Genomic DNA, 21,179 nt, shown 5'->3' with positions numbered 1-21,179 from the left:
TCGACTAAATACCGCAAAAATTTCATCTTTCCCCTTAAATTTTGCAAATATGACCGAAAATGTAGGATAGAGGTCTCCGTCCACCCTCCACAATTTCTTAAATCTTAAGAACTATATTTCCTAAAAAATTGAAAATATTTACCGTAAAAACAACACAAAAAGAGCTGCCATTTCAAATGACAGCTCCCTTGTTTCTTCATTATATTTACATCACCTTAGACAGGCCAATTGTTTTTTCAATAATGAGCAACGCAATGATAGAAATGATAATAAATATGACAGATATCGCATTGACACTCGGATCAAAGGTTTGCTCAATGTAATTAAACGTCCTGACGGGAATCGTAATCGTTTGAGGAGAGGAAACGAACAAACTAATCGATATTTCCCCAAATGACGTCACAGCTGAAAACACCCCGCCTGCAATAATTCCTGGCTTTATCAAAGGCAGCGTCACTCGAAAGAATGTGCGAATGGGTCCTGCGCCAAGATTCATTGAAGCTAGCTCAAGCCGTGGGTCCAAATTCGATACACTGACGCCTACTGTTCGAACCACATAGGGAAAGCCAATAATGACGTGACCTATAACAAGCGCCCACAAAGACCCCGTAAACCCCATAGCCGTAAACAAATAAAGCATGGCAATCCCTAACACTACTTGAGGAATCATAAGAGGTGACAAAATGAAGGCTTGAATGGCCTCCTTTCCCTTAAAGGAAAGCCTTGCTAAAGCATACGAAGCCATCGTGCCTAAAAGAACCGTGAGAGGCGTTACGATGAATAGCAAAATCACACTGATACGCAGAGACTCCATCCATTCTGGATTCGACACGACCTCTTGAAACCAACGAACAGAGAACGAAGTCGGCGGAAATTCAGGAAAGGCATTTGGACTAAAAGCAGATAAGACAATGACAAGAACAGGTATGGTCAAAAAGAGATAAACCAATGACCCAGCAGTCCAAATCAGGATGGAAAGCAAGCGATCACCTAATGATTTTTTACGCATGCATCCTCGCCTCCCAGCGCTTCAATAGATAGCTTAATAAACTGACCGCCACAAGCACACAAACCAATAACGTAAAGGACATCGCTGCAGCAAGAGGCAAGTTATACACCTGCATGACTTGCTGATAAATAGACAGCGGCAGCAGCGGCTGCATTCTTCCGCCGACTAAGAGCGGAGTGATATAGCTCCCAGCTGCCAGCGAAAAGACAATGATAGCCCCTGTCACCATCCCTGGAATGGTCAATGGAAAGGTCACATGAAAGAAGGTTCGAATTCGTCCAGCTCCTAGACTCATAGAAGCCGGTCGTAAATGACGATCCATATCGGTTAAGCTCGTCGCAATAGGCAGCACTGCAAAAGGCAGCATGACCTGAACATAAGCAATAATCACCGCATTCATATTCCACAACATAGAGAGCGGCTTCTCAACCACATGTAAATCTAATAACATGCCATTGATCAGACCATTTTGTGAAAGAAGGACAATCCATGCAAACGTCCGAATCACAACACTTGTCAAAAGCGGGGAGACAAGTAAGATATAGAAAAATGCCCGCAGACGTGGATGAGGTGCCTTGACGAGCACGTATGCTGCAGGGTATGCCATCAATAAACAAATCACCGTTGTCTGTAAGGCTACCCACACTGTACTTCCAATCGCCTTCACATACGCATCTGTCGTGAACACATGTATATATTGAGAAAAGCTATACGTTTGTAATGTGTTCATCATTGAATCCACATCACGAAAACTGAGGACGAACATCATCACAAGCGGTGCTAGAAGAAATACAACAAGGAACAAACACGCCGGCAGCAGCATGAACCAATGAAATCGCTGATTCTTTTTCTTGATACGCATCACGTATGCACCTTCGAATCTAGGAAAACAATATCTTCAGGCTGCCAATTGATATGAATAGCTTCTCCAGCTTTCGGCAGTTCAGGAAATGCTGCATCGGAAGCATGGACAATCATTTCACCGCTATCGAGCTCTACCACCAAACGTAATGAGTGACCAATATAACTGACATCTGCCAGCACGCCTGATACATGGTTAGACTGAACGTCTTCCCGCTCAGAAGATATGTTGATTCTTTCCGGACGGAGCATGAGTAAATGCTTCTCCTTCTTCTCTTGGTGTGCCGCTGCCTTTAACTGAACTTCCTGCCTGTTTGACTGGATTAAATGAGGAACGATAAATATAGCTTTCGCTTCATCATAGACTGCCTCGAATAGGTTCACTTGTCCGATAAATTCAGCAACAAATCGATTGTTTGGCTGGCGGTACACCTCTAAAGGCGTTCCAATCTGCTGGATTTTCCCCTCTCCTAAAATCCCAACCCGATCAGAAAGACTTAATGCTTCCTCTTGATCATGGGTCACGAGAATGGTGGTAATTCCGACATTCCTTTGAATATTTCGAAGCTCCGTCTGCATATTTTTTCTTAGTTTTGCATCTAGGTTGCTGAGCGGTTCATCAAGAAGAAGAACAGATGGCTGAATCGCAAGCGCCCTTGCAATCGCTACCCGCTGCTGCTGTCCACCACTTAATTGATGCGGCATACGTTTCGCAAACGCCTCTAATTGCACAAGAGATAAACTCTCCATTACCTTCTCTTTGATTTCAGCCTTCTTTTTCTTTTGAACCTTTAACCCATACGCCACATTATCAAATACGGTCAGATGCGGAAAGAGTGCATAGCTTTGAAAAACCATACCCGTTTTTCTTTGATAAGGCGGTAAATTCGTCACATTCTGATCACCAATATAGACGACACCTTTTGTTGGTTCTAAAAAACCGCCAATGATGTTTAATAACGTTGATTTCCCGCAGCCGCTAGGACCAAGAAGGGAGAAAAACTCTCCCTCTTTCACCGTAAGACTGACATCGTTAAGAGCAATCTGCTCGCCGAAATGCTGGCTGATATGTTCTAAATGAATTCCACTCATACGATCACCTATTTTCCTCCGCCTAATACTTCGTTCCATCGATTTGTCCAATTTCCCAGCTCCGAAGTTGCTGTTTCGTAATCTACCCAAGTCAGCTTGCTATAATAATTCTCTCCAACCTTGACCTTCCCCTTAATCTTGTCACCGTATTTCACATCAGAATTCGACATACCATAATAAGATTTTTCCGAGAAAGCTTCCTGAGCTTCTTTTCCACTTAAATAGTTTAATAGTTTGTAAGCCGCTTCCTCATGCTGACTTCCCTTCGTTAAAGCCCAGCTCGCAACTGCTGCAACAGCGCCTTCTTTCGGATATGAAAAACCAATACTCATTCCTTCTTCTTCAAGTGCAAATGCTCGTCCATCCCAATATGGAACTGCTACGACGTCACCACGTTCTAACAAGGTTTGAATAGACCCTGGATTATCTGGAAAAGCAGCAACATGCCCTTTTAATTGCGAAAGGCTTTTAAAGGCTTTATCAATATCCTTAGGATTTGATTCTGTCCCCCCTTGAGCATGGACAAGCGCAGAGAAAAATTGCAACCCGGCTGAATAAGTCGGAGATGAAATGGCTACCTTCCCTTTTAGCTGACTGCTCCATAGGTCTGTCCAGCTGTTTGGTTCCTGCTTTACGAGGTCTTTTCGATAAGCAATTCCAAGCTGACCCATACTAAAGCCTGCTGCATATTGTTTTCCATCAACAGTGAGCTTCTTTTGGACAGAACGGTAAAGTTTTTTGACATTCGGTGCTTGATCTTCATCGATAGGTGCAAGAACGTTTGCTGCAATGCCTCTTTGAATCGTATCAGGCTGTAAAATAAGCAGGTCATACGGTGGATTTTTACCATTTGACGCTTTTAATTTTGTAAACCATTCAGAATCCGCACCAGAGACGGTTTGGACTTTAATTCCCGTATCTTTTTCAAACTTTTCGAGGATCGGTTTGATATTCTTTTCCCAATCGCCCCCGTATACGCCAACGATCACAGTCTGCTGCTGTTTACCTTGATCCTGTCCATTCCAACCGCAAGCTGTCAGCAGTAAAATCATTGACAGAACACCTGCAAAAATAGTGATTAATCTTCTTTTCATGATTCATTTCCCCCTTTTTGTCCATCCATATGACGAAGTGCTTGAATAATATCTTTCTTTGTTAACGGCTCATTTCTATGACTGAAATATTGATGAACTGCATGTTTATAATGTGTACGTTCATTGGCTGGGTAGGAACGCAGCCGCACAGCAAGCTCGCTACTGGCTTCATCCGTCCATACTTTCTCATAAGCTTCTCTGTGTTCTCCGACATCCCACATGATATTAGCAGGATGATTACCCTTTTCACGAAACTGATTCGTTTGCTCCTCATCAATCTTCCATTCATTTTGGTCTAGATACACTTTAACGCCATATTGCTGCAGCGCTCTTTCTTCACTTAATAAACCTGCTTCCACTTCATGAAGGACTTTTTCTTTCTCTCTTGCAAATGGATTTCCCCAACCGCCTCCACTTGGTGATATCAATTGCACAATATCGCCTTTTTCAAGACGCAGAACATCTATTTTCGGCTGGTCTTGTTTTTCACCTATTGCTGTGACTAGCTTGACCTCACCGATAGCTCCCGCTCGTCCGCCCATTAGCCCCCAAGGCTGAAACTTCATACGTTCCATACCTCGTGCGGTCACCATGGATTCAGGCTTGATCATTTCAAATTCCAAACCAATCGCATGTCCGCCTCTGTTTTCTCCTGCTCCGCCTGTGTTTGGCAAAATCTCATATCGGTGAACATGAATATCAATATGCTGTTCTAAACTCTCAATAGGTGTATTCTTCAAAAAGCCAGACGAATGATCAATACCATCTACTCCGTCCGTTCCATTTTGAGCACCACCGCCTCCGCCTAATGGTTCGACAACAGACATTTTCCTGCCGCCTGTTTGATTATCAGGAACAGAGAGAACAACAATAGCTGATTGACCTGCACCTGCTGCCGGCACTGCTTCAGGTAACAGCTTACCAATGGCGCCTAGCACGACATTGAACAACCGCATCGTAATTGAATGCCGAATACCAACAGAAGCCGGGTATTCTGGATGCACTAGCGTCCCTTTAGGGGAAATCACTTCAATCGGATATGTGATTCCGCCATTAATCGGTATATAGGGATCTTTACTAATAATGTAATTAATCAATCCTTGATATAGGAAGGAATGCTTCTGACCATTGGTGACAAGGTTAAAAGCTGTTTTCACTTGCGGGTCACACTCAGAAAAATCAAGCGTTAGCCGCTTTCCTTTGACCGTTAACTTAATTTTCAACCGTATCGGCACATCCGAGATCATATCATCATCTAAATAATCAGCGAATTCACTCGTTCCATCCGGAATGGCTTCAATGACCTTTCCTGCACGAACCTCAGATTGTTTCAGGAGGTCCATCATTCCTTGTTTCACTTCATTTATTCCAAATTTCCCGATCATTTCTTTTAAGCGAATTTCTGCTGTATTTACTGCAGCAATCATTGCATTGATATCCCCATCATTTAAATGACTGGCTCGGCTGTTGGCTCTTAAAAAAGTACGTACGACCTGATTCTCTTTTCCGCCTTCATAAATTTTCACTGGCGGTATTCTTAATCCTTCTTGATGAACATCGGTCGCTGTCGGCGAAATACTCGAGGGCACAAGTCCGCCCACATCACTTACATGAACAAAAGACCAAGCATAGCTGACAATTTCACCATCTACGAAGATCGGCTTAATGATATGGACATCCGGCAGGTGAGTCGCTAAACCATCTGTCGTATAAGGATCATTTGTGATGATAATATCTCCTGGCTGCATCGGTCCGCTCTCTTCAATCGCTTTTTTAAGACTCAGCCCTAAAAAGATCGTGACACCCACTGTCTTCGGATAAACGAAGAAATCTCCAGAAGGCGTGGCTAACGCTGTCGCAAAGTCAGCTGATTCTTTGACGAAAGTCGTAAAAGACGTCCGCTCAATGACATGTCCCATGCCAGATGCAATTGCATTAAAATAACTGCGCATCATCTCAAGCTTTGCTGGATCAGTTCTCATGTAAAGCCGCCTCCCTTGAAATCACCAAGTTCCCTGATTGATCAATGCCGCCTGCCCAATTTGGCAGAATCAATATTGTTGTATCATCCTGCTCAATGATGGCAGGTCCATTAATGACAGAACCTACTGACAAAGTATCTCTGTGATAAATAGCTGCTTCATATTCTTTTTCTTCTATAAAAATTCGCCTGTATTCATGTGGCTTCAAAGATTGTCCGCTGCTTTCATGAACAGGTGTGAAAGGCAGTGGCGGCGTCTCGCCTATGACTCGAACTCGTAAATGAGTAAACTCGATGTTCGCCTGATCATCTCTATGACCATATTGACGCTGATGTAGTTTGTGAAAGGCTTCAATGAGTTGATGGATATCTTGTTCTTGCTTCAGCCATTCAGCTGATAATGGTAATTCAATCTCAAAGGCTTGTCCTTGATAACGTGCATCTGCCAATAATAGTATGGATGTCTGTTTAATATGCTGAATGTTCTGCTGACTGAACCAATCAGTCGCTTTTCGAGAAAGCATCTCATAATCTTGTTTTAGTTGATCTATCGAGTAGTCTTGTAAACATATTTTCTTCGACAGTACCGCATCATGAATAAAATCAGCGTTCAAGGCACCTAATGCACATAATGTTCCTGGACTTGGAGGAACGACCACGTTTTTCGCATGAATTTCTCTCGCAAGGAAATTCGCTACAACCGGTCCTGCTCCGCCAAACGCTAGTAAACTAAAATCTCTTGGGTCAAACCCTTGCTGCTCCATGACATTGCTTAATTCTGTGTACATATTGGCGACAGCTACTTGAATCAGCTGGTCAGCCGCTTCTTCTACCGTTTTGTTGAGCTGGTCAGCAATTGGCTGAAAGGCCTTTTCCGCCGCGAACAGCTGTAGTTGTAAATGTCCTCCGGCAAAACGCTCTTGATTGAGATAACCACATATGAGGAACGCGTCAGTTAAGGCGGCTTTCATTCCCTTTCCATACGAAGCTGGTCCCGGCTGTGAGCCAACTGATTCTGGTCCTGCTTTGAGAAGCCCACCCTGATCAATCCATGCAACCGAACCCCCGCCTGCCCCTATTGAATACATCGCAACAGATGGAAGAATGATCGGAAAACCTGAAAGCTGATTTGACTGAGCCATTGTAGGCTGTCCATTTTGAATAATGGAGATATCTGCACTCGTCCCCCCAACATCAAACGTGATCAGATTGGATTCGTTTGCAGCGGCTGCAATTCTTGCCGCACCAATGACACCAGCTGCCGGACCAGAAAAAAGTGTTTTAACAGGTGAAGTTGCTGCACTTTCTGCATCCATTAAACCACCATTTGATTGTGTAATGTATGGAGAAATTGGTACACCTTCTTCTTTCAAACGGCTTTTCAATGTTTGTAAATACTGTTTCACCTTTGGTTGGATATACAAATTGACAACAGACATCACAGTACGCTCGTATTCTCTCATTTGGGGCCATAATTCAGATGAAGTAAGGACTTCTAATTGCGGATAATGGTGTTTGATATAGGCTTTTGCCTGTAATTCATGAACTGGATTTTGATAGCTATGTAAAAAAGAAATGACAATACCTGCTAGTCCTTTAGACATAACCTGCTGGACAGCATGATCTAATTGCTGCAGATGGAGAGGTTTTTTGATCGTACCATCGTGTATCAACCTTTCAGAGATTGGATATACATGCTTTCGAGGTATCAATGGTTCTGGCAAACGAGAATTGAAGTCATAAGGAATGGGTAATCGTAAACGCTGTAGTGACAATATGTCTTGAAAGCCTTCCGTCACAAAAAGGGCCAAATCTGCTCCTTTTCTCTGCAATAATGTATTAAGACCGATTGTCATGCCATGTACGAGATATTGGATTTTAGATAAATCAACACCTCTGTCTTTTAGAAGTTTTAGCCCATTGATAATTCCCTGAGCTGGGTCGTCAGTCACTGTGGGTGTTTTGAGTTCAGTTAGCGCCCCTGTTGCTTCATTCATCAGCGATAAGTCAGTAAATGTTCCGCCTATGTCTATGCCAAGCCGATAAGAGACATCCGCCATTTGTACTTCCCTCCTACAATGTAAATAGAATGATATTTTGATAAATTACGACATTTTTTGATATTTGACTCCATATTATTAAAGCATATCGGTCTAGTCAATTTTATTTTTTCAAAATTTCTGTGTGTTAAATTCTTGAAATTAGCCCAAAAAGCAGTGATAAAGCCATTTTGATAAAGCATAATCTTTTTATGAACTGAAAAATTAAAATTTTTATGAATTTTTACAAATGTGAAAAGCAAGAAAATGGATAAAAACCGTTTTTCGAACTTTAAAAGGCGTTTTTTCAAAACCAGGAGAAATTGGTAAGTAATTCTGCTATACTTCTGTTTACAAAATACGCAAACAAGAAAGAGAGCTAGCATCTATGAAACTTCTTAAAATCATTCTCTTGCTTTTACTGATCGTCGTTGGTGTAGCAACAGGCTATATTCAGCTGGAGCAAAGTAAACAAGAGACGACGAATTCATCTTATGACAAAACGATTCACTTCCCATCAGATCGTTACCCCGAAACCGCTAAGCACATAGAAGAGGCCATTGATGAAGGCCATTCATCCGTATGTACGATTGACCGTAAACATAGCGATGAACAAAGAGAACAATCACTTCATGGCATCCCAACAAAGCGCGGGTATGATCGGGACGAATGGCCGATGGCGATGTGTAAGGAAGGAGGAACAGGAGCTTCAGTCAAATATATTAATCCTTCAGATAATAGAGGAGCAGGCTCATGGGTCGGTCATCAATTATCGGATGATCCTGACGGCACAAGAATACAATTTATCATCGATTAACGCCATTTCCCTTTTCTATCTAAAACAATTTCCTTGTAACTGCATTCAGGTATTTCAAACATTTTTTTCATGCCGATAATCCTTAAGGAGGTTTATCCTACCTTATACCTAAAGGAGTCAAAAAGCATGAAGAACAAGGGGAAACTGAGGCTTGGTGCCAAAATTTTGCTGATCTTTTTAAGTGTCATCATCATCTTTTCAGCAATTGTTGGTTATGTGGTGAATCGTGAAATGACAGAAAACATCAAGCACATGGCCACTGAAAAAGCAAAAGGTGATGTAAAGCTAGGCTATGCCTACTTGCTCAAAACGCAGCAATTGAAGCAGCACGAGCAGACGAGCATGGGAAAGGATTTGCGGTTGTCGCAGACGAAGTGAGAAAGCTCGCTGAGGAATCACAAGCATCATCAAATTTGATTTCCCATCTCATTTCTGAAATCCAAAAAGAGATGACTCATTCAACAAATGCGATCAAACGAGTAAGAGAGGAAGCGGCTCTAGGGACTGTACTTATTTCTCATACAGAAGAATCATTTATTGATATTCAACAGTCAATGAGAGAAGTGGCAGATGGCATCAAGCATTTATCTAGTGCATCACAAAAAATCGCAGCTTATACAAACGATGCGAAACGATCCTTTGCCACTATTACAGAAGGGGTTAAACTAACGAGTGAACATTCACAGCAAGTAGCCGGTTTACCAGAAGAACAATTTGCCGCAACGGAAGAAGTAACTGCTTCATCAGAAGCTCTTGCTCATTTAGCAGGAGATTTAAAAGCAATGGTTTCACAATTTCACATCTAGATTCCTCATATAGAAGCGCAAGACGGCGACAATCGTCTTGCTGCCTAACATTCTCTTCAAGAATCATTCTTTCAACCATTCACATTCCAATGAAAATCTTTGTATAAAGGAGTTTTTTAAATGAATAACTTAAACCAAGCCTATTCCCTATCTATCTCCTATCACCAAATCACCGTATACACCGGAAGCAAAACACCACCTGTGATTGACTGGTCAGATGATGACATTCTTCAAGGATTCGCCATGGGAGATCACGGTGTATCCTTTGAAGGGGTCAACAACGGAAAAGCATCTGTTACCGTAACTTTAAATAGCAATATGCCCCCAGCTTCGGCTGATAGAACGGTCACAGTGCCTTTTACGCATGCAAGCGATCAAGTTTATATCACAAGCGTCATGGCTCAGGTGCTGTCTTTCCCTATTCCAAAGGGAGACTATCAGCTCACCTGCTATACTTCTCAGCAGCCTGATCAAGACCTTTATCATATGAATTTCCAAACGGTGTAGGTCACGACTGATCGTACAAATCAAGCCACTTTTCCGCAAAGTCTACCGATTCTCTCACCGGTAATAAATATGAACTGGCAAGCCCGATTTGACCGTGATGATGAGTGCCTCCTGATAGAAGAAAGTCACGGCCGATCTGCTCAAATAGTTCTTCTCTTGTGATAATATCTTGGTACTCTTTCCATACCCTCCATCCATTTTCTAAGATGGGAGCTCCTCTTGTCATGAAGTCTTGCTGAGGGATGCGATATTCAGCCAGATGGAAAGCTGTCAGACTTTCAAAAGACGTACCAATCAGCAGCACCTGAGCCTGAAGATCATACATGCGGGCTAGAGGCGAATGTTCCCCTAATCCAAAAGAAAGTGCGTGGTGTTTCAGAAGCTCATGTTTCTTTTTCCCCCAGGCCGTGAATGAAAAATGAGGATGATTGCTTCTCGCCACGCCCGGGTATTTCCAAAACGTTTCCGCTACCTTTCCCATTGCTGTTGGCATCGAGTAAGCTGGATCAAATGCAGGCATCGTGTCTTTGATCGATTTCCACCATGAAAAAGGAACAGGCGGATCGATCCAATCAGCGGGATCAGAAATCTCTAACGTTTGTGCCGGCATGATCAGTGTCCCCTCTTCTGTTAAGGTTTCCATCAATGCTTGTATGAGGGCAACAGCGCCTCCGTTTACCCAGCCGATAGATGATAAGGATGAGTGAACACATAAAATCATGCCTTTTTTCACACCAAGTTGAACCAAGTCTGCTTTGATTTTTTCCTTTGTCACCGGTTCAGCTTGATTTTCGATTAATTTTTTCATCGTTCTTTTTCCTCCTGCGTCTCTTTTCTTACTGATGAATGAGACGCTTAACCGCAATAGACAGTTTATAATTTGCGTAATTTGTCAGCTCCGTTAAAAACAGATCCAGTTCATCATGACTGAAGAAATGGCCTTCAGCCATATAGCAGCCCTCACCACTTATTTTAAATAAATTCTTGATCTCTTCCTGTCGGTCGAGAAATGACAGAAGTGGTTCGTGATGATGACTGCGAGTATAGAGCTGCATAAATGTTTGGATGGTCTTTTGCGTCCGCCAGTCAATCGAAATGGTATATGCTTCAATCACACCCTCTTCTTCAAGCTTTAACACACGATTTGCAACAGCTTGACCCGTTAAATGAACTTTTTCACCTAGCGCTTTCATAGTTAATCGACTGTTTTTTGAGAGCTCTTTTAAAATATCCATATCGGTTTGGTCTAACATTGGCTCACCTCTTTCAAAAATCAAGTCCTCCTGATGAAAGACTTTCACAACCCTCTGTCACATGGAACTCTTTTAATATACTGTAAACTTAATCAGAAAAAAAGGAGGCCTTTTCATGAAAATCACGCTCATTCGGAATGCTACTTTCTACCTTGAATATGGTCAGGCAACTTTCTTCATTGATCCCTTTTTAGCAGCAAAAGGAACATATCCACCGTTTCCTCATACAGCCAATCAACATTTGAACAATCCGATTGTTGATCTGCCTGTAAACATTGACTTAGACAACATGCTACACCCAGATGCTGTCTTACTCACTCATTTGCACATGGATCACTTTGATGACGAGGCGAAACAAAAATTAGCCCAAGACCAACCAATTTATACGCAATCGGATAATGACAAAAAAGAAGTTGAAGAGGCCGGTTTCCAGCATGTCACATGCATTGAAGATGAAATAGACATTTATGGTGTTCATATTCAGCGGACAGGTGGACAGCATGGGACAGGAGAAATTGCAAAGCGGATGGGACAGGTCAGCGGTTTTGTTTTCTTTCACCCTGATGAACCTACCCTTTACATTGCAGGTGATACCATTTGGTGTGATGAGCCGAAGGAGGTTATCAATACTTGCAAGCCAGATGTCATTGTGGTCAATAGCGGAGCTGCTCAATTTTTAGAAGGCGATCCAATTACGATGACGAAGGAAGACATTTTAGACGTTCACCGTTCTCACCCAACAGCACAAATTGTCGCTACTCACCTTGAGGCAGTGAATCATTGCTTACTAACAAGAGCCTCTTTACAAGCTTACATTCAAGAGCATCAAGCAGCACAAGCCATTTTTGTCCCTAAAGATGGTGAAAGTCTCTCCTTCTGAATAGATTGATAAACAATAAAAAACCGGCACCTCGCTGCCGGTTTCATCCTTATGGTCAATGGTGCTGTGGTTTTTTCAGCAATGGCACAAATCCGTTGTTTTTCAAATGATTGTAATGTTCATCCATTCGTTTCGTAATATGTGTACCTTGTTCCTTTGTTAACACACCATATTGGACGTACTTCTCAATCACTTCTTTTCGTTTAGAAAGAATTTGCTGCTCAAGCGTTTCAATTTGTTTTTGTTGTTCTGTCGTTAGTTTTACTTGATGCGTTACTGGACGCTTTTCCATTTGGGGTGTTTCTCCATGAGCTGTTTCCATATAAAAACCAGACAACAGCATCACCGATAATATGATCAAGCCACTTATTTTTTTCATCATTTTCTTCCCTCCTTTATTCGCATTTATTTTGTACACACTTTCCTTTTTTATACATTATCTCACGTTGCAAATTGCACATAATATTCTTACTTTTTCGCTTTTCTTCTGAAAACGTTGTCCTAACAGAAAAAGCGTGCTATGTTTTGTTTTGTATAAAAAATAGAGGAGGATTCTTAAATGAGTCGTTTTTATCATAGAAAATCGATCTGGGTAATGCTTGTTGTGTCTGCTTTCATACTTGTCTTGTCTGCTTGCAGTCAATCAGGCTCTTCTCAGTCTGGAGATTCAAAGTGGGATGAGATTCAAAAGAAAGGGAAAATCGTGGTTGCTACTTCAGGCACCCTTTATCCAACGTCATATCATGATACCGCTAATGGCAAGGATCAATTGACTGGTTATGAAGTGGAAGTGGTCAAAGAAGCATTTAAACGCCTGGATGTGAAAGTAGAATTTAAAGAAATGGGCTATGATGGCATGCTGAGCGCCATTAATTCTGGTCAAGTGGATGCCGCTGCAAATGACATTGACATCACAGATGACAGAAAAGATAAGTTCGCCTTTTCAACTCCTTATAAATATTCTTATGGCACAGCGATCGTAAGAAAAGATGATTTGTCTGGCATTAAAACGTTAAAAGATTTAAAAGGAAAGAAAGCAGCTGGTGCTGCCACAACGATTTATATGGATGTCGCTCGCAAGTACGGTGCGAAGGAAGTCATTTATGATAATGCGACAAACGAGCAATACTTAAAGGATGTCGCTAACGGTCGTACAGATGTCATTCTAAATGATTATTACTTGCAGACACTAGCTCTAGCTGCATTCCCAAAATTAAATATTACGATTCACCCTGACTTAAAATACATGCCAAACGAACAAGGTTTTGTGATGAAGAAGGACAACACAGAGCTTCAAAAAGAATTAAATCGTGTCTTAAAAGAAATGAAAAAAGACGGAACCATGAAAAAGATTTCCGAAAAATTCTTTAATCATGCAGACGTCTCAAAGAAAATAGATGCTGATGTCGAAGATGTCGACATTTCTAAATAAGGAGCCGCAAGCGTGGGAGATATTCATTTAGAATATATATTTAATCCTGCACTGGCAAAGGCGTCATTTCCATTTGTCATGAAAGGCATCTGGCTGACGCTGCTCATTTCCTTTGTGAGCATGTTTTTTGGCACCATTCTTGGCTTTTTTATTGCGCTTGCCAGAATGGCGAATACGTGGATGCTTTGGCTGCCTGCACGGCTGTATATCTCATTCATGCGTGGCGTGCCCATTCTGGTGATTTTGTTTATTCTTTATTTTGGATTTCCTTATATCGGCATTGAGTTTACAGCGGTCACTGCTGCCATTATTGGATTCAGCTTCAATAGCGCTGCCTATATTGCAGAAATCAATCGGGCGGCCCTCTCATCTGTGCCGAGTGGACAGGTGGAAGCTGCCAAATCACTAGGTCTCAACTATTGGCAAACGATGCGCGGTGTCATTTTGCCTCAATCCGTCCGCATCGCACTGCCACCATTGACCAATGTCATGCTCGATTTAATCAAAGCCTCCTCACTAGCTGCGATGATTACTGTCCCCGAGCTATTCCAGCAAGCAAAGATCGTAGGTGGGCGCGAATTCGATTATATGACCATGTATATTTTGGTCGCCCTCATTTACTGGGGCATTTGCAGCGTAGTCTCATTACTTCAGGACTTTTTAGAAAAACGCTATGCAAAATATCTGTAACAAAAAAGAGCAGATCCAAGCGACCTGCTCTTTTTTATATTCAGCTTTAATGTATGAGCCATAACCACGCATATAACCCCAATAAAGTAAGGATCAAGGTTGGGATGGTCAGGATGATTCCGGCTTTCATGTATGCACCCCAAGAGATATGGACGCCCTTTTTCTTAAGAACATGAAGCCACAGCAATGTCGCCAATGAGCCGATAGGGGTCATTTTCGGACCAAGGTTAGAGCCGATGACATTGGCATAAATCAATCCGTCTCTCATGACGCCTGCTGTATCTGTATGACCGATCGCAATCGCATCAATTAACACAGTAGGCAGATTGTTCATGACAGAGGACAGCACTGCGGCAAGCACACCCATAAACATCGTTCCCGCAAGCAAGCCATGCGATGCTCCTTGTTCGATCCATGCCGCCAATATTTCTGTGAGACCGACATTCTTCAGTCCATATACGACGACATACATGCCGATTGAGAAAAAGACAATGGACCACGGTGCTTCTTTTACGACACGTTTTGTCGCCACTTGGGGACTTCTTCTTGCCAGCCACAAGAAGACAAGAGCAATACCGCCCACAATGATGGAGACCGGAACCCCAATGAGTTCCCCTGCAAAATAACCGACAAGCAGACAGCCAAGCACGTACCAAGACAAGCGGAACATGCGGATATCCCGGATAGCTGATGCCGGTTCCTTCGCCTGTGATACATCGTATGTTTTTGGGATAAGCTTTCGGTAAAACACATAAAGCACTAACATGCTTGCTCCAAGTGACACAAGGTTTGGCACGAACATGTTTGCTGTATATTCAAGAAACCCAATATGAAAATAGTCGGCTGATACGATATTGACCAAGTTACTAATGACAAATGGCAAGGAGGTTGTATCTGCAATAAAGCCGCTCGCCATCACAAAAGGCAGGATCATCCGCTCATCCAGCTTTAACGCTCTCACCACAGACAAGACGATCGGGGTCAAAATCAGTGCCGCTCCATCATTCGCAAAAAAAGCAGCCACGACAGCGCCGAGCAATGTTAAATAAATAAACATGCGGACACCGTTCCCTTTTGCGGCTTTTGCCATATGCAGTGCAGCCCATTCGAAAAACCCAATTTCATCTAAAATTAACGAAATAATAATAATGCCAATAAACGCAAATGTCGCGTTCCATACTATTTGCGTCACTTCCCACACATCGCCCAGATGAACGACACCAAAGGCAAGTGCAAGAATGGCGCCTCCACATGCTGACCATCCAATGGTTAAACGTCCTGGCTGCCAAATGACAAGGACGAGGGTCAGGATGAAAATCAAAATGGCCAAGGTGACTGCTCCCAAAGGTGGCCCCCCTTTCATAAAATCCTTATCTATCATACAACGAAACACGGCCGTTGTATGCCATTTTCACATGAAAACCCGCAGGTGATCCCGGGCACCTGCGGATTCGATGACTATTGATCTTTTTTCATCAGCATCAATTCAATAAATAACTCACATCGCTGGCTGAAGTGACTTAAATCGATTGAGGTCATATCAAAGATTTGTTTCATTCGATAGTTTAATGTATTTTGATGAATAAACAACTGCTCTGCGGCTGGCTTTAGCTTGCAGTTATTCAATAAATAGACTTCAAGCGTTTTTAAAAATGAGGTTTGGCTGTCTCGGTCTTTTTCCTTCAAACGTAACAAATCTGGATTGAAGTCATTTTTCTTTTTTTGATGGCTGTAAATCGAGTCTAAGAAGCGGAAAACCCCAAGATTCTCGTAATCATATGGAATCAGCTCTTGTCCCCCCACAATTTTCACAGCCTTCACGACCTCTATCGCTTCAAATCGACTTGTGCTCATTTTCATGACATCTCGATACTCTCTTCCCATCCCAATATACAATGGAGAAGGATGGGCATGCGCTTTCGATTGCAGATGAGCGATGACGTCAGCCGCAGTCGCTTTCGGTGAGTGCCGGTCTGACAAGCTGCCCAATATGACGACAATGTCGGCTTGAACGGAGTATACGTGATTCACCTTATCTTCTAGCTGCAAATACGTTCGAATGACATCCTTCACATCTTCTGCCGTCTCACTTTTGTTATCGGCAGCGTGTACGACCATGACAGTAAATACGGCTGGCAGCGGGATGCTTAAATTCTCAGCCTCCCACTTCAGTTCTTCTTCTGTATAAAAATGATCATCCATGACCTTTTTGAAAAATTCTTCAATCTTGCCTTCCTTTTTCTCCAGCTGTTTCTTATTCTTATAAATCACTTTTCCCACTTGAAAGGAAGCTTCATGCAAAAATTGCAGCTCCTCCTGAGAGAGAGAATCTTCAATGTCCTGCACCCAAATAAAGCCGACAACCTCTTGTTTATGCTTGGCGCTCACAGCCACCCGCCGATTAAACCCGAGCTCGTCATGACCGCTCACATAAAAAGGCTTTGACTCCTTGTGAAGCCGCTCAATGACCCCTGTTTTCTTTAACCAATCGACTACAGACCCCGGACATTCCTTTGAGAAAATCGTTTGCTGATTGACTGGGTCAAACTGCTGAATGCTGTAAGAATTATAAGCAAGGAGCTGACACTCTGTGCTTTCTAAAATGACTGGTTTTTTTAAATACCCGCTAATAAATGCAATTAACTTATCGACATCAAAAAATGTATGAAGCTTTTCTAATATCTCTTCCATCCCGATTGCTCCCTGAATTAAGTAATACATTTATCATACTTCTTTCCGGACAGATTTGCATAGAAACAAGTCGTAGACAAGCAAAAAAAAAGCATGAACCCGTGTGCACAGGTTCATGCTTTTCCAACTTAAAACATTTCACTAATCGTTTTTGCCTGCATGTGTAGAGCTAGGTAATCTGGACCGCCTGCTTTTGAATCGGTTCCTGACATTTTGAATCCGCCGAATGGGTGATATCCTACGATGGCTCCTGTGCAGTTACGGTTAAAGTAGAGGTTCCCTACATGGAACTCCTGCTTCGCACGGTTGATATGATCACGATTATTGGTAATGACAGCACCTGTCAAACCATATTCCGTGTTGTTGGCTACTTCAAGTGCCTCATCAAAGCTAGATACTTTCGAGAAGGCCAAGACAGGTCCAAAGATTTCTTCTTGCATCAAGCGAGATGTTGGCTCAAGATCTGCAAAAATGGTTGGGTGAATGAAGTATCCTTCTGAATCATCACTCGTTCCGCCAGTGACTAAGCGGCCTTCCTGTTTGCCCACCTCGATATAATCCGTGATCTTGTCAAAGGACGCTTGATCAATGACAGGTCCCATGTAGACATCCGCAGAAAGAGGGTTCGCTGTTGTTTTCGTTTCTGTGATTTCCTTCACTCGCTCGATCACTTGGTCATACAGCTTCTCGTGGACGACAGCCCGAGATCCAGCTGAACATTTCTGACCTGAAAAACCGAAGGCTGATGTGAAAATGGCATTAGCCGCTAATTCGACGTCTGCATCCTCATCTACAACCACTGTATCCTTACCACCCATTTCAGCAATGACACGCTTTAAATGCTGCTGACCTGGCTGTACTTTTGCCGCGCGTTCAAAGATACGTGTCCCTACTTCTCTTGAGCCAGTGAATGTAATCAGGCTTGTTTTCGGGTGATCGACTAAGTAATCTCCAACCTCTGCTCCGCTTCCTGGTACAAAGTTCACCACACCCTTTGGAAGACCTGCTTGCTCAAGCTCTTCCACAAAACGTGCCGCAATGACAGGAGTTGCACTTGCAGGTTTTAAGACAACTGTGTTCCCTGTAACGATTGGTGCTACTGTTGTTCCTGCCATAATGGCAAACAAGAAGTTCCACGGCGGAATGACGAGCGTCACGCCAGTTGGTGTGTATACGTATTGATTGTGTTCTCCTTCGCGGCTGTTCACTGGTTTGCCTTTCGCCAGCTCCAGCATTTGACGAGCATAATATTCAAGGAAGTCGATCGCTTCTGCTGTATCTGCGTCCGCTTCATTCCAAGGCTTACCTGCTTCTTTGACAAGAAGGGCTGAATACTCATGCTTTTTACGGCGAATGCTTGCCGCAGCACGGAAGATGACGCTGGCTCTTTCTTCTGGAGACGTATAGCGCCAAGTTTCAAATGCTTTCGCCGCAGCCTGAACCGCTTGTTCTGCCTCTTCTTTTCCGGCCTTTGATACGGTTCCAACAACTTCATCCTTTTTCGCTGGATTGATCGAGACAATTTGATCTTTCGTTTCGATTCTTTCTCCATTAATCACGAGCGGATAGGTTTGACCCAGTGATTCTGTTACCTTTGCTAATGCTTGTTCAAACGCTTTGCGATTTTCTTCCTGGCTAAAATCCGTGAATGGTTCATGTTTGTAAGGTGTTGTCATCTTTGTCACGCTCCCGTTTCAAATTATTTTCTCGTCATCCCTTTTAAAGCAAAGGCAATGTTTGCCGGCCGTTCTGCAAGACGTCTCATGTAGTAGCCATACCACTCTCGTCCATATGGGGTATAGACCCTCATTTGATAGCCCTCTTTCACAAGTGCCTGCTGCGTTTCTGACCTCATGCCATACAGCATTTGAAATTCGAACTGACTTGTCGGTATATTGTGTTTTTTCACAATATTTTTCGTAAACTCGATCATTTGATCGTCATGTGTCGCAATGGCTGTATAGTTCCCTGTGAGTAATTGCTTTTCGATCAGTTTCTTGTAATTCTGATCAACGTCTTTTTTGTTTGGATACGCCACTTCGGCGGATTCCTTATAGGCACCCTTTACAAGTCGTAAAAATGGTTGCAGCTCATTGAGGTCATCAAGATCCTTTTCTGTTCTGTACAAATACGCCTGCAGGACCGTACTGACATACTCATATTGAGATTTCATTTCTTTAAAAATGTCCAGCGTTTTTTGACAGCGCTGTTCATCCTCCATATCGATTGTCACCATGATACGGTGTTTTTCTGCCGTATCTAAAATACGTTTCATATTGCGATACACAAGGTCATCGTCAATATCCAGGCCGAGTGATGTCATTTTGAGTGACACGTGGGAATTGAGTCCCGCCTCAGCAATCCGCTGAATGGTTTGAATACACTCATCCGTCCGCTCATTTGCAATCTCTGCCTTAGTGACAAACTCACCAAGGTGATCGACTGTTACAGCCATTCCTTGATCATTTAATCGTTTAATGACAGAGATAGCGCTCTCAAAATCTTTCCCACCGATGATTTTCTTAGATGCAACAGCACTTCCCCAATTACGAGCAATATGGTTCAAGAGACTGCTTTTTGACAAAAACAAGAAGAAATTTCTTGTGACCGACTCCATAAAGGGCACCTCCCACTCTTTGTAAGCTATGTCTTTATTGTAAGGCTCATAAGCTGTCCGCTACAATATTTGAAGATGACAAAAATTCTGACTTTTTTTGTGGTTTTATCACAATAAGAGAAAAAAAAGAGCCTGCCGCTATCCGGCTGGCTCTTCCCTCCTACGCCCACACCTCATCAAGGGTAGACTGCAGCAGCTCATTTAATTCTTGTATCAGATTGTCTTTCGGCTGATTGTAGCTTTTCACCAATTCATCAAAACGCGCCAGTTCTTTATCAATAAATGGATGGACATGAGCGAGACGGTTCTCTACATTCATTTCTTCTCCATCCATTTTACGTTTGAGCAGTTCGTGAATTTCTGCTAAAAGCGGGCCTTCCTCCACTAGCTCCTTGAGCAATTCATGAAAGTCCATTGGTGGAACTGTTCGGTAACGTTCAATCCACTGACAGGCAAGAAGCGGACGAAGCACATAGAAATACTTCTTGATTTGCACCTGCTCTCCTCGTAAATGCCGGCTCTCATTCCGCTTCGCCATATTGAGGTAATGATACATCAAAGCCGCAGGGTAAAACGCTCGATCCTTTAATTCTCTTAGCTGCTTTGCCAAAGAGAAAGATTCAGCATAGATAATATCAGAAGACAGCCATTCCATAATGGATGGATTTGATTTATTGAATAAGCGAAGTGCCTTTCTAAGCTCCCAGCCGCTGATATCAAGCACGTCATCAATCGGTCGTTCAATGACATCACGATGCTCTTCCATCGCCCAATACCATTCTTTCCGGGGAACATATAAAAAACGAACATCATAATCACTATCGGTCGAGGGAAATCCCCATGCCCTACTGCCTGATTCGACGGCAAGACAAATCTTTACGTCATACGTTTCTTCGATGATTTTCAGCTCTTCCTTAATTCTCTCTCTCAAGCGTTCATCAACTCTTTCTATAGAATTCTGCATGACTTCTTCACGTTTTGGGAAAATACGAATAAGACATATATGAAAAAGGAGTTGGATCTGATGTCTATATCTCGCATTATGAAATGGATCACTGGGATTTTTGAAGCTTGCCTTGCCATCCCTGTGATCGGAGGTCTATTCGTTATCAGCAATGGCTATTCACCGCTTATGGTCATGCTTATTCTGCATATTATCACACTCGTCTTATCGAGGCGAGACCAGGGACCAATGATTGGAAGTATCATCGGAATTGTCACATCCTGCCTTGCATGGATTCCGATTCTCGGATTCATTCTTCATATCATCACTGCCCTTGCCCTGATTATCACCGCGTTAGTGCCTGATGAAAAAACGAGACAGAATACGAGCTATTAAAAAAGAGGCCCTCCTAGAGAGGCCTCTTCAGCGTATAGACAAACCCTCGCATTCGTTGTCAGGTCTGCGCG

Annotated in this window: 22 protein-coding genes; 8 read left to right on the top strand and 14 right to left on the bottom strand. The window is 42.8% G+C overall.

Features of this window, described 5'->3' with window-relative positions; translation table 11 throughout:
- Positions 1–205: 205 nt before the first annotated feature.
- Genes MKY18_RS01955 through MKY18_RS01930 form a run of 6 tightly spaced genes read right to left on the bottom strand, consistent with a single transcriptional unit; the run spans position 206 to position 8,097 of the window.
- The gene (locus MKY18_RS01955) at positions 206–1,009 is read right to left on the bottom strand and encodes an ABC transporter permease (protein ID WP_003214190.1); all 804 of its coding nucleotides are present in this window, start codon (positions 1,007–1,009) and stop codon (positions 206–208) included.
- On the bottom strand, positions 1,002–1,871 hold the full coding sequence (locus MKY18_RS01950) for an ABC transporter permease (RefSeq protein ID WP_185108290.1): 870 nt from the start codon (positions 1,869–1,871) through the stop codon (positions 1,002–1,004). The genes MKY18_RS01955 and MKY18_RS01950 overlap by 8 nt, the downstream gene beginning before the upstream one ends.
- On the bottom strand, positions 1,871–2,962 hold the full coding sequence (locus MKY18_RS01945; protein ID WP_265208784.1) for an ABC transporter ATP-binding protein: 1,092 nt from the start codon (positions 2,960–2,962) through the stop codon (positions 1,871–1,873). Before MKY18_RS01945 ends, MKY18_RS01950 begins: the two co-directional genes overlap by 1 nt.
- A gap of 8 nt (positions 2,963–2,970) precedes the next feature.
- The gene (locus MKY18_RS01940) at positions 2,971–4,056 is read right to left on the bottom strand and encodes an ABC transporter substrate-binding protein (protein WP_065098776.1); all 1,086 of its coding nucleotides are present in this window, start codon (positions 4,054–4,056) and stop codon (positions 2,971–2,973) included.
- A complete protein-coding gene (locus MKY18_RS01935; RefSeq protein WP_065098775.1) occupies positions 4,053–6,038 on the bottom strand; it encodes a hydantoinase B/oxoprolinase family protein in 1,986 nt (661 codons plus the stop codon). The genes MKY18_RS01940 and MKY18_RS01935 overlap by 4 nt, the downstream gene beginning before the upstream one ends.
- Positions 6,028–8,097, bottom strand: a complete 2,070-nt coding sequence (locus MKY18_RS01930; protein ID WP_268484564.1) for a hydantoinase/oxoprolinase family protein — start codon at positions 8,095–8,097, stop codon at positions 6,028–6,030. The genes MKY18_RS01935 and MKY18_RS01930 overlap by 11 nt, the downstream gene beginning before the upstream one ends.
- A gap of 367 nt (positions 8,098–8,464) precedes the next feature.
- Between MKY18_RS01930 and MKY18_RS01925 the strand changes: the two genes are divergently transcribed.
- The 4 genes from MKY18_RS01925 to MKY18_RS01910 all read left to right on the top strand — a co-directional run bounded on the left by MKY18_RS01925 (position 8,465) and on the right by MKY18_RS01910 (position 10,206).
- Positions 8,465–8,893 carry a NucA/NucB deoxyribonuclease domain-containing protein gene (locus tag MKY18_RS01925; protein WP_044140469.1) on the top strand — a complete coding sequence of 143 codons (429 nt, stop codon included), beginning with the start codon at positions 8,465–8,467 and terminating at the stop codon, positions 8,891–8,893.
- Between the two features lie 126 nt (positions 8,894–9,019).
- Complete coding sequence (locus MKY18_RS01920) at positions 9,020–9,271, top strand: hypothetical protein (RefSeq protein ID WP_268484570.1); 252 nt, start codon at positions 9,020–9,022, stop codon at positions 9,269–9,271.
- Entirely contained in the window at positions 9,211–9,699 is a 489-nt protein-coding gene (locus MKY18_RS01915) for a methyl-accepting chemotaxis protein (protein WP_342497819.1), read from the top strand. The genes MKY18_RS01920 and MKY18_RS01915 overlap by 61 nt, the downstream gene beginning before the upstream one ends.
- Positions 9,700–9,819: 120 nt before the next feature.
- A complete protein-coding gene (locus MKY18_RS01910) occupies positions 9,820–10,206 on the top strand; it encodes a competence protein ComJ (RefSeq protein WP_113768527.1) in 387 nt (128 codons plus the stop codon).
- A 1-nt stretch (position 10,207) separates the two neighbouring features.
- Here the strand turns inward: MKY18_RS01910 and MKY18_RS01905 are convergent, their stop codons facing one another.
- Complete coding sequence (locus MKY18_RS01905) at positions 10,208–11,014, bottom strand: AAC(3) family N-acetyltransferase (protein WP_065098771.1); 807 nt, start codon at positions 11,012–11,014, stop codon at positions 10,208–10,210.
- Positions 11,015–11,042: 28 nt separating this feature from the next.
- Entirely contained in the window at positions 11,043–11,459 is a 417-nt protein-coding gene (locus MKY18_RS01900) for an Lrp/AsnC family transcriptional regulator (RefSeq protein WP_044140465.1), read from the bottom strand.
- A gap of 115 nt (positions 11,460–11,574) precedes the next feature.
- Between MKY18_RS01900 and MKY18_RS01895 the strand changes: the two genes are divergently transcribed.
- On the top strand, positions 11,575–12,339 hold the full coding sequence (locus tag MKY18_RS01895) for an MBL fold metallo-hydrolase (RefSeq protein ID WP_113768526.1): 765 nt from the start codon (positions 11,575–11,577) through the stop codon (positions 12,337–12,339).
- A 55-nt stretch (positions 12,340–12,394) separates the two neighbouring features.
- On the opposite strand, the gene MKY18_RS01890 is transcribed toward MKY18_RS01895, so the two are convergent.
- Positions 12,395–12,718 (bottom strand): YckD family protein, encoded by a 324-nt coding sequence (locus MKY18_RS01890; RefSeq protein WP_044140620.1) that lies wholly within the window; start codon positions 12,716–12,718, stop codon positions 12,395–12,397.
- A 180-nt stretch (positions 12,719–12,898) separates the two neighbouring features.
- On the opposite strand from MKY18_RS01890, the gene MKY18_RS01885 reads away from it, so the two are divergent.
- Positions 12,899–13,771, top strand: coding sequence for a transporter substrate-binding domain-containing protein (locus tag MKY18_RS01885; protein ID WP_003214277.1), 873 nt, complete (start codon positions 12,899–12,901; stop codon positions 13,769–13,771).
- A gap of 12 nt (positions 13,772–13,783) precedes the next feature.
- Complete coding sequence (locus MKY18_RS01880; protein WP_065098770.1) at positions 13,784–14,461, top strand: amino acid ABC transporter permease; 678 nt, start codon at positions 13,784–13,786, stop codon at positions 14,459–14,461.
- A 46-nt stretch (positions 14,462–14,507) separates the two neighbouring features.
- On the opposite strand, the gene MKY18_RS01875 is transcribed toward MKY18_RS01880, so the two are convergent.
- The 5 genes from MKY18_RS01875 to MKY18_RS01855 all read right to left on the bottom strand — a co-directional run bounded on the left by MKY18_RS01875 (position 14,508) and on the right by MKY18_RS01855 (position 20,733).
- A complete protein-coding gene (locus MKY18_RS01875) occupies positions 14,508–15,806 on the bottom strand; it encodes an arsenic transporter (RefSeq protein ID WP_065098769.1) in 1,299 nt (432 codons plus the stop codon).
- 113 nt (positions 15,807–15,919) lie between these two features.
- Entirely contained in the window at positions 15,920–17,152 is a 1,233-nt protein-coding gene (locus tag MKY18_RS01870; protein WP_044140461.1) for a helix-turn-helix domain-containing protein, read from the bottom strand.
- Positions 17,153–17,280: 128 nt separating this feature from the next.
- Positions 17,281–18,828, bottom strand: coding sequence for an L-glutamate gamma-semialdehyde dehydrogenase (gene pruA, locus MKY18_RS01865; protein WP_058015278.1), 1,548 nt, complete (start codon positions 18,826–18,828; stop codon positions 17,281–17,283).
- A 23-nt stretch (positions 18,829–18,851) separates the two neighbouring features.
- A complete protein-coding gene (locus MKY18_RS01860; protein ID WP_065098768.1) occupies positions 18,852–19,769 on the bottom strand; it encodes a proline dehydrogenase in 918 nt (305 codons plus the stop codon).
- Between the two features lie 160 nt (positions 19,770–19,929).
- Entirely contained in the window at positions 19,930–20,733 is an 804-nt protein-coding gene (locus MKY18_RS01855) for a nucleotidyltransferase domain-containing protein (protein WP_126741567.1), read from the bottom strand.
- Positions 20,734–20,793: 60 nt separating this feature from the next.
- Here MKY18_RS01855 and MKY18_RS01850 point away from each other — a divergent pair, with 60 nt between their 5' ends.
- Entirely contained in the window at positions 20,794–21,108 is a 315-nt protein-coding gene (locus MKY18_RS01850; RefSeq protein ID WP_044140457.1) for a hypothetical protein, read from the top strand.
- Positions 21,109–21,179 lie beyond the last annotated feature (71 nt).

Origin of the sequence: Bacillus sp. FSL R7-0672 (genome assembly GCF_038601465.1) — a bacterium.
Taxonomy (GTDB): domain Bacteria; phylum Bacillota; class Bacilli; order Bacillales; family Bacillaceae; genus Bacillus; species Bacillus pumilus.
Note: the sequence above shows the minus strand (reverse complement) of the source record. Positions and strands in the feature narration are given on the sequence as shown.

Excerpts from the sequence above, each read along its gene's own strand:
- MKY18_RS01950 (WP_185108290.1), bottom strand. The coding sequence starts at position 1,871 with ATGCGTATCAAGAAAAAGAATCAGCGATTTCATTGGTTCATGCTGCTG.
- MKY18_RS01885 (WP_003214277.1), top strand. The coding sequence starts at position 12,899 with ATGAGTCGTTTTTATCATAGAAAATCGATCTGGGTAATGCTTGTTGTG.
- MKY18_RS01900 (WP_044140465.1), bottom strand. The coding sequence starts at position 11,459 with ATGTTAGACCAAACCGATATGGATATTTTAAAAGAGCTCTCAAAAAAC.
- MKY18_RS01955 (WP_003214190.1), bottom strand. The coding sequence starts at position 1,009 with ATGCGTAAAAAATCATTAGGTGATCGCTTGCTTTCCATCCTGATTTGG.
- pruA (WP_058015278.1), bottom strand. The coding sequence starts at position 18,828 with ATGACAACACCTTACAAACATGAACCATTCACGGATTTTAGCCAGGAA.
- MKY18_RS01940 (WP_065098776.1), bottom strand. The coding sequence starts at position 4,056 with ATGAAAAGAAGATTAATCACTATTTTTGCAGGTGTTCTGTCAATGATT.
- MKY18_RS01890 (WP_044140620.1), bottom strand. The coding sequence starts at position 12,718 with ATGAAAAAAATAAGTGGCTTGATCATATTATCGGTGATGCTGTTGTCT.
- MKY18_RS01905 (WP_065098771.1), bottom strand. The coding sequence starts at position 11,014 with ATGAAAAAATTAATCGAAAATCAAGCTGAACCGGTGACAAAGGAAAAA.
- MKY18_RS01945 (WP_265208784.1), bottom strand. The coding sequence starts at position 2,962 with ATGAGTGGAATTCATTTAGAACATATCAGCCAGCATTTCGGCGAGCAG.
- MKY18_RS01850 (WP_044140457.1), top strand. The coding sequence starts at position 20,794 with ATGTCTATATCTCGCATTATGAAATGGATCACTGGGATTTTTGAAGCT.
- MKY18_RS01920 (WP_268484570.1), top strand. The coding sequence starts at position 9,020 with ATGAAGAACAAGGGGAAACTGAGGCTTGGTGCCAAAATTTTGCTGATC.
- MKY18_RS01895 (WP_113768526.1), top strand. The coding sequence starts at position 11,575 with ATGAAAATCACGCTCATTCGGAATGCTACTTTCTACCTTGAATATGGT.
- MKY18_RS01860 (WP_065098768.1), bottom strand. The coding sequence starts at position 19,769 with ATGGAGTCGGTCACAAGAAATTTCTTCTTGTTTTTGTCAAAAAGCAGT.
- MKY18_RS01910 (WP_113768527.1), top strand. The coding sequence starts at position 9,820 with ATGAATAACTTAAACCAAGCCTATTCCCTATCTATCTCCTATCACCAA.
- MKY18_RS01930 (WP_268484564.1), bottom strand. The coding sequence starts at position 8,097 with ATGGCGGATGTCTCTTATCGGCTTGGCATAGACATAGGCGGAACATTT.
- MKY18_RS01925 (WP_044140469.1), top strand. The coding sequence starts at position 8,465 with ATGAAACTTCTTAAAATCATTCTCTTGCTTTTACTGATCGTCGTTGGT.
- MKY18_RS01870 (WP_044140461.1), bottom strand. The coding sequence starts at position 17,152 with ATGGAAGAGATATTAGAAAAGCTTCATACATTTTTTGATGTCGATAAG.
- MKY18_RS01855 (WP_126741567.1), bottom strand. The coding sequence starts at position 20,733 with ATGCAGAATTCTATAGAAAGAGTTGATGAACGCTTGAGAGAGAGAATT.
- MKY18_RS01935 (WP_065098775.1), bottom strand. The coding sequence starts at position 6,038 with ATGAGAACTGATCCAGCAAAGCTTGAGATGATGCGCAGTTATTTTAAT.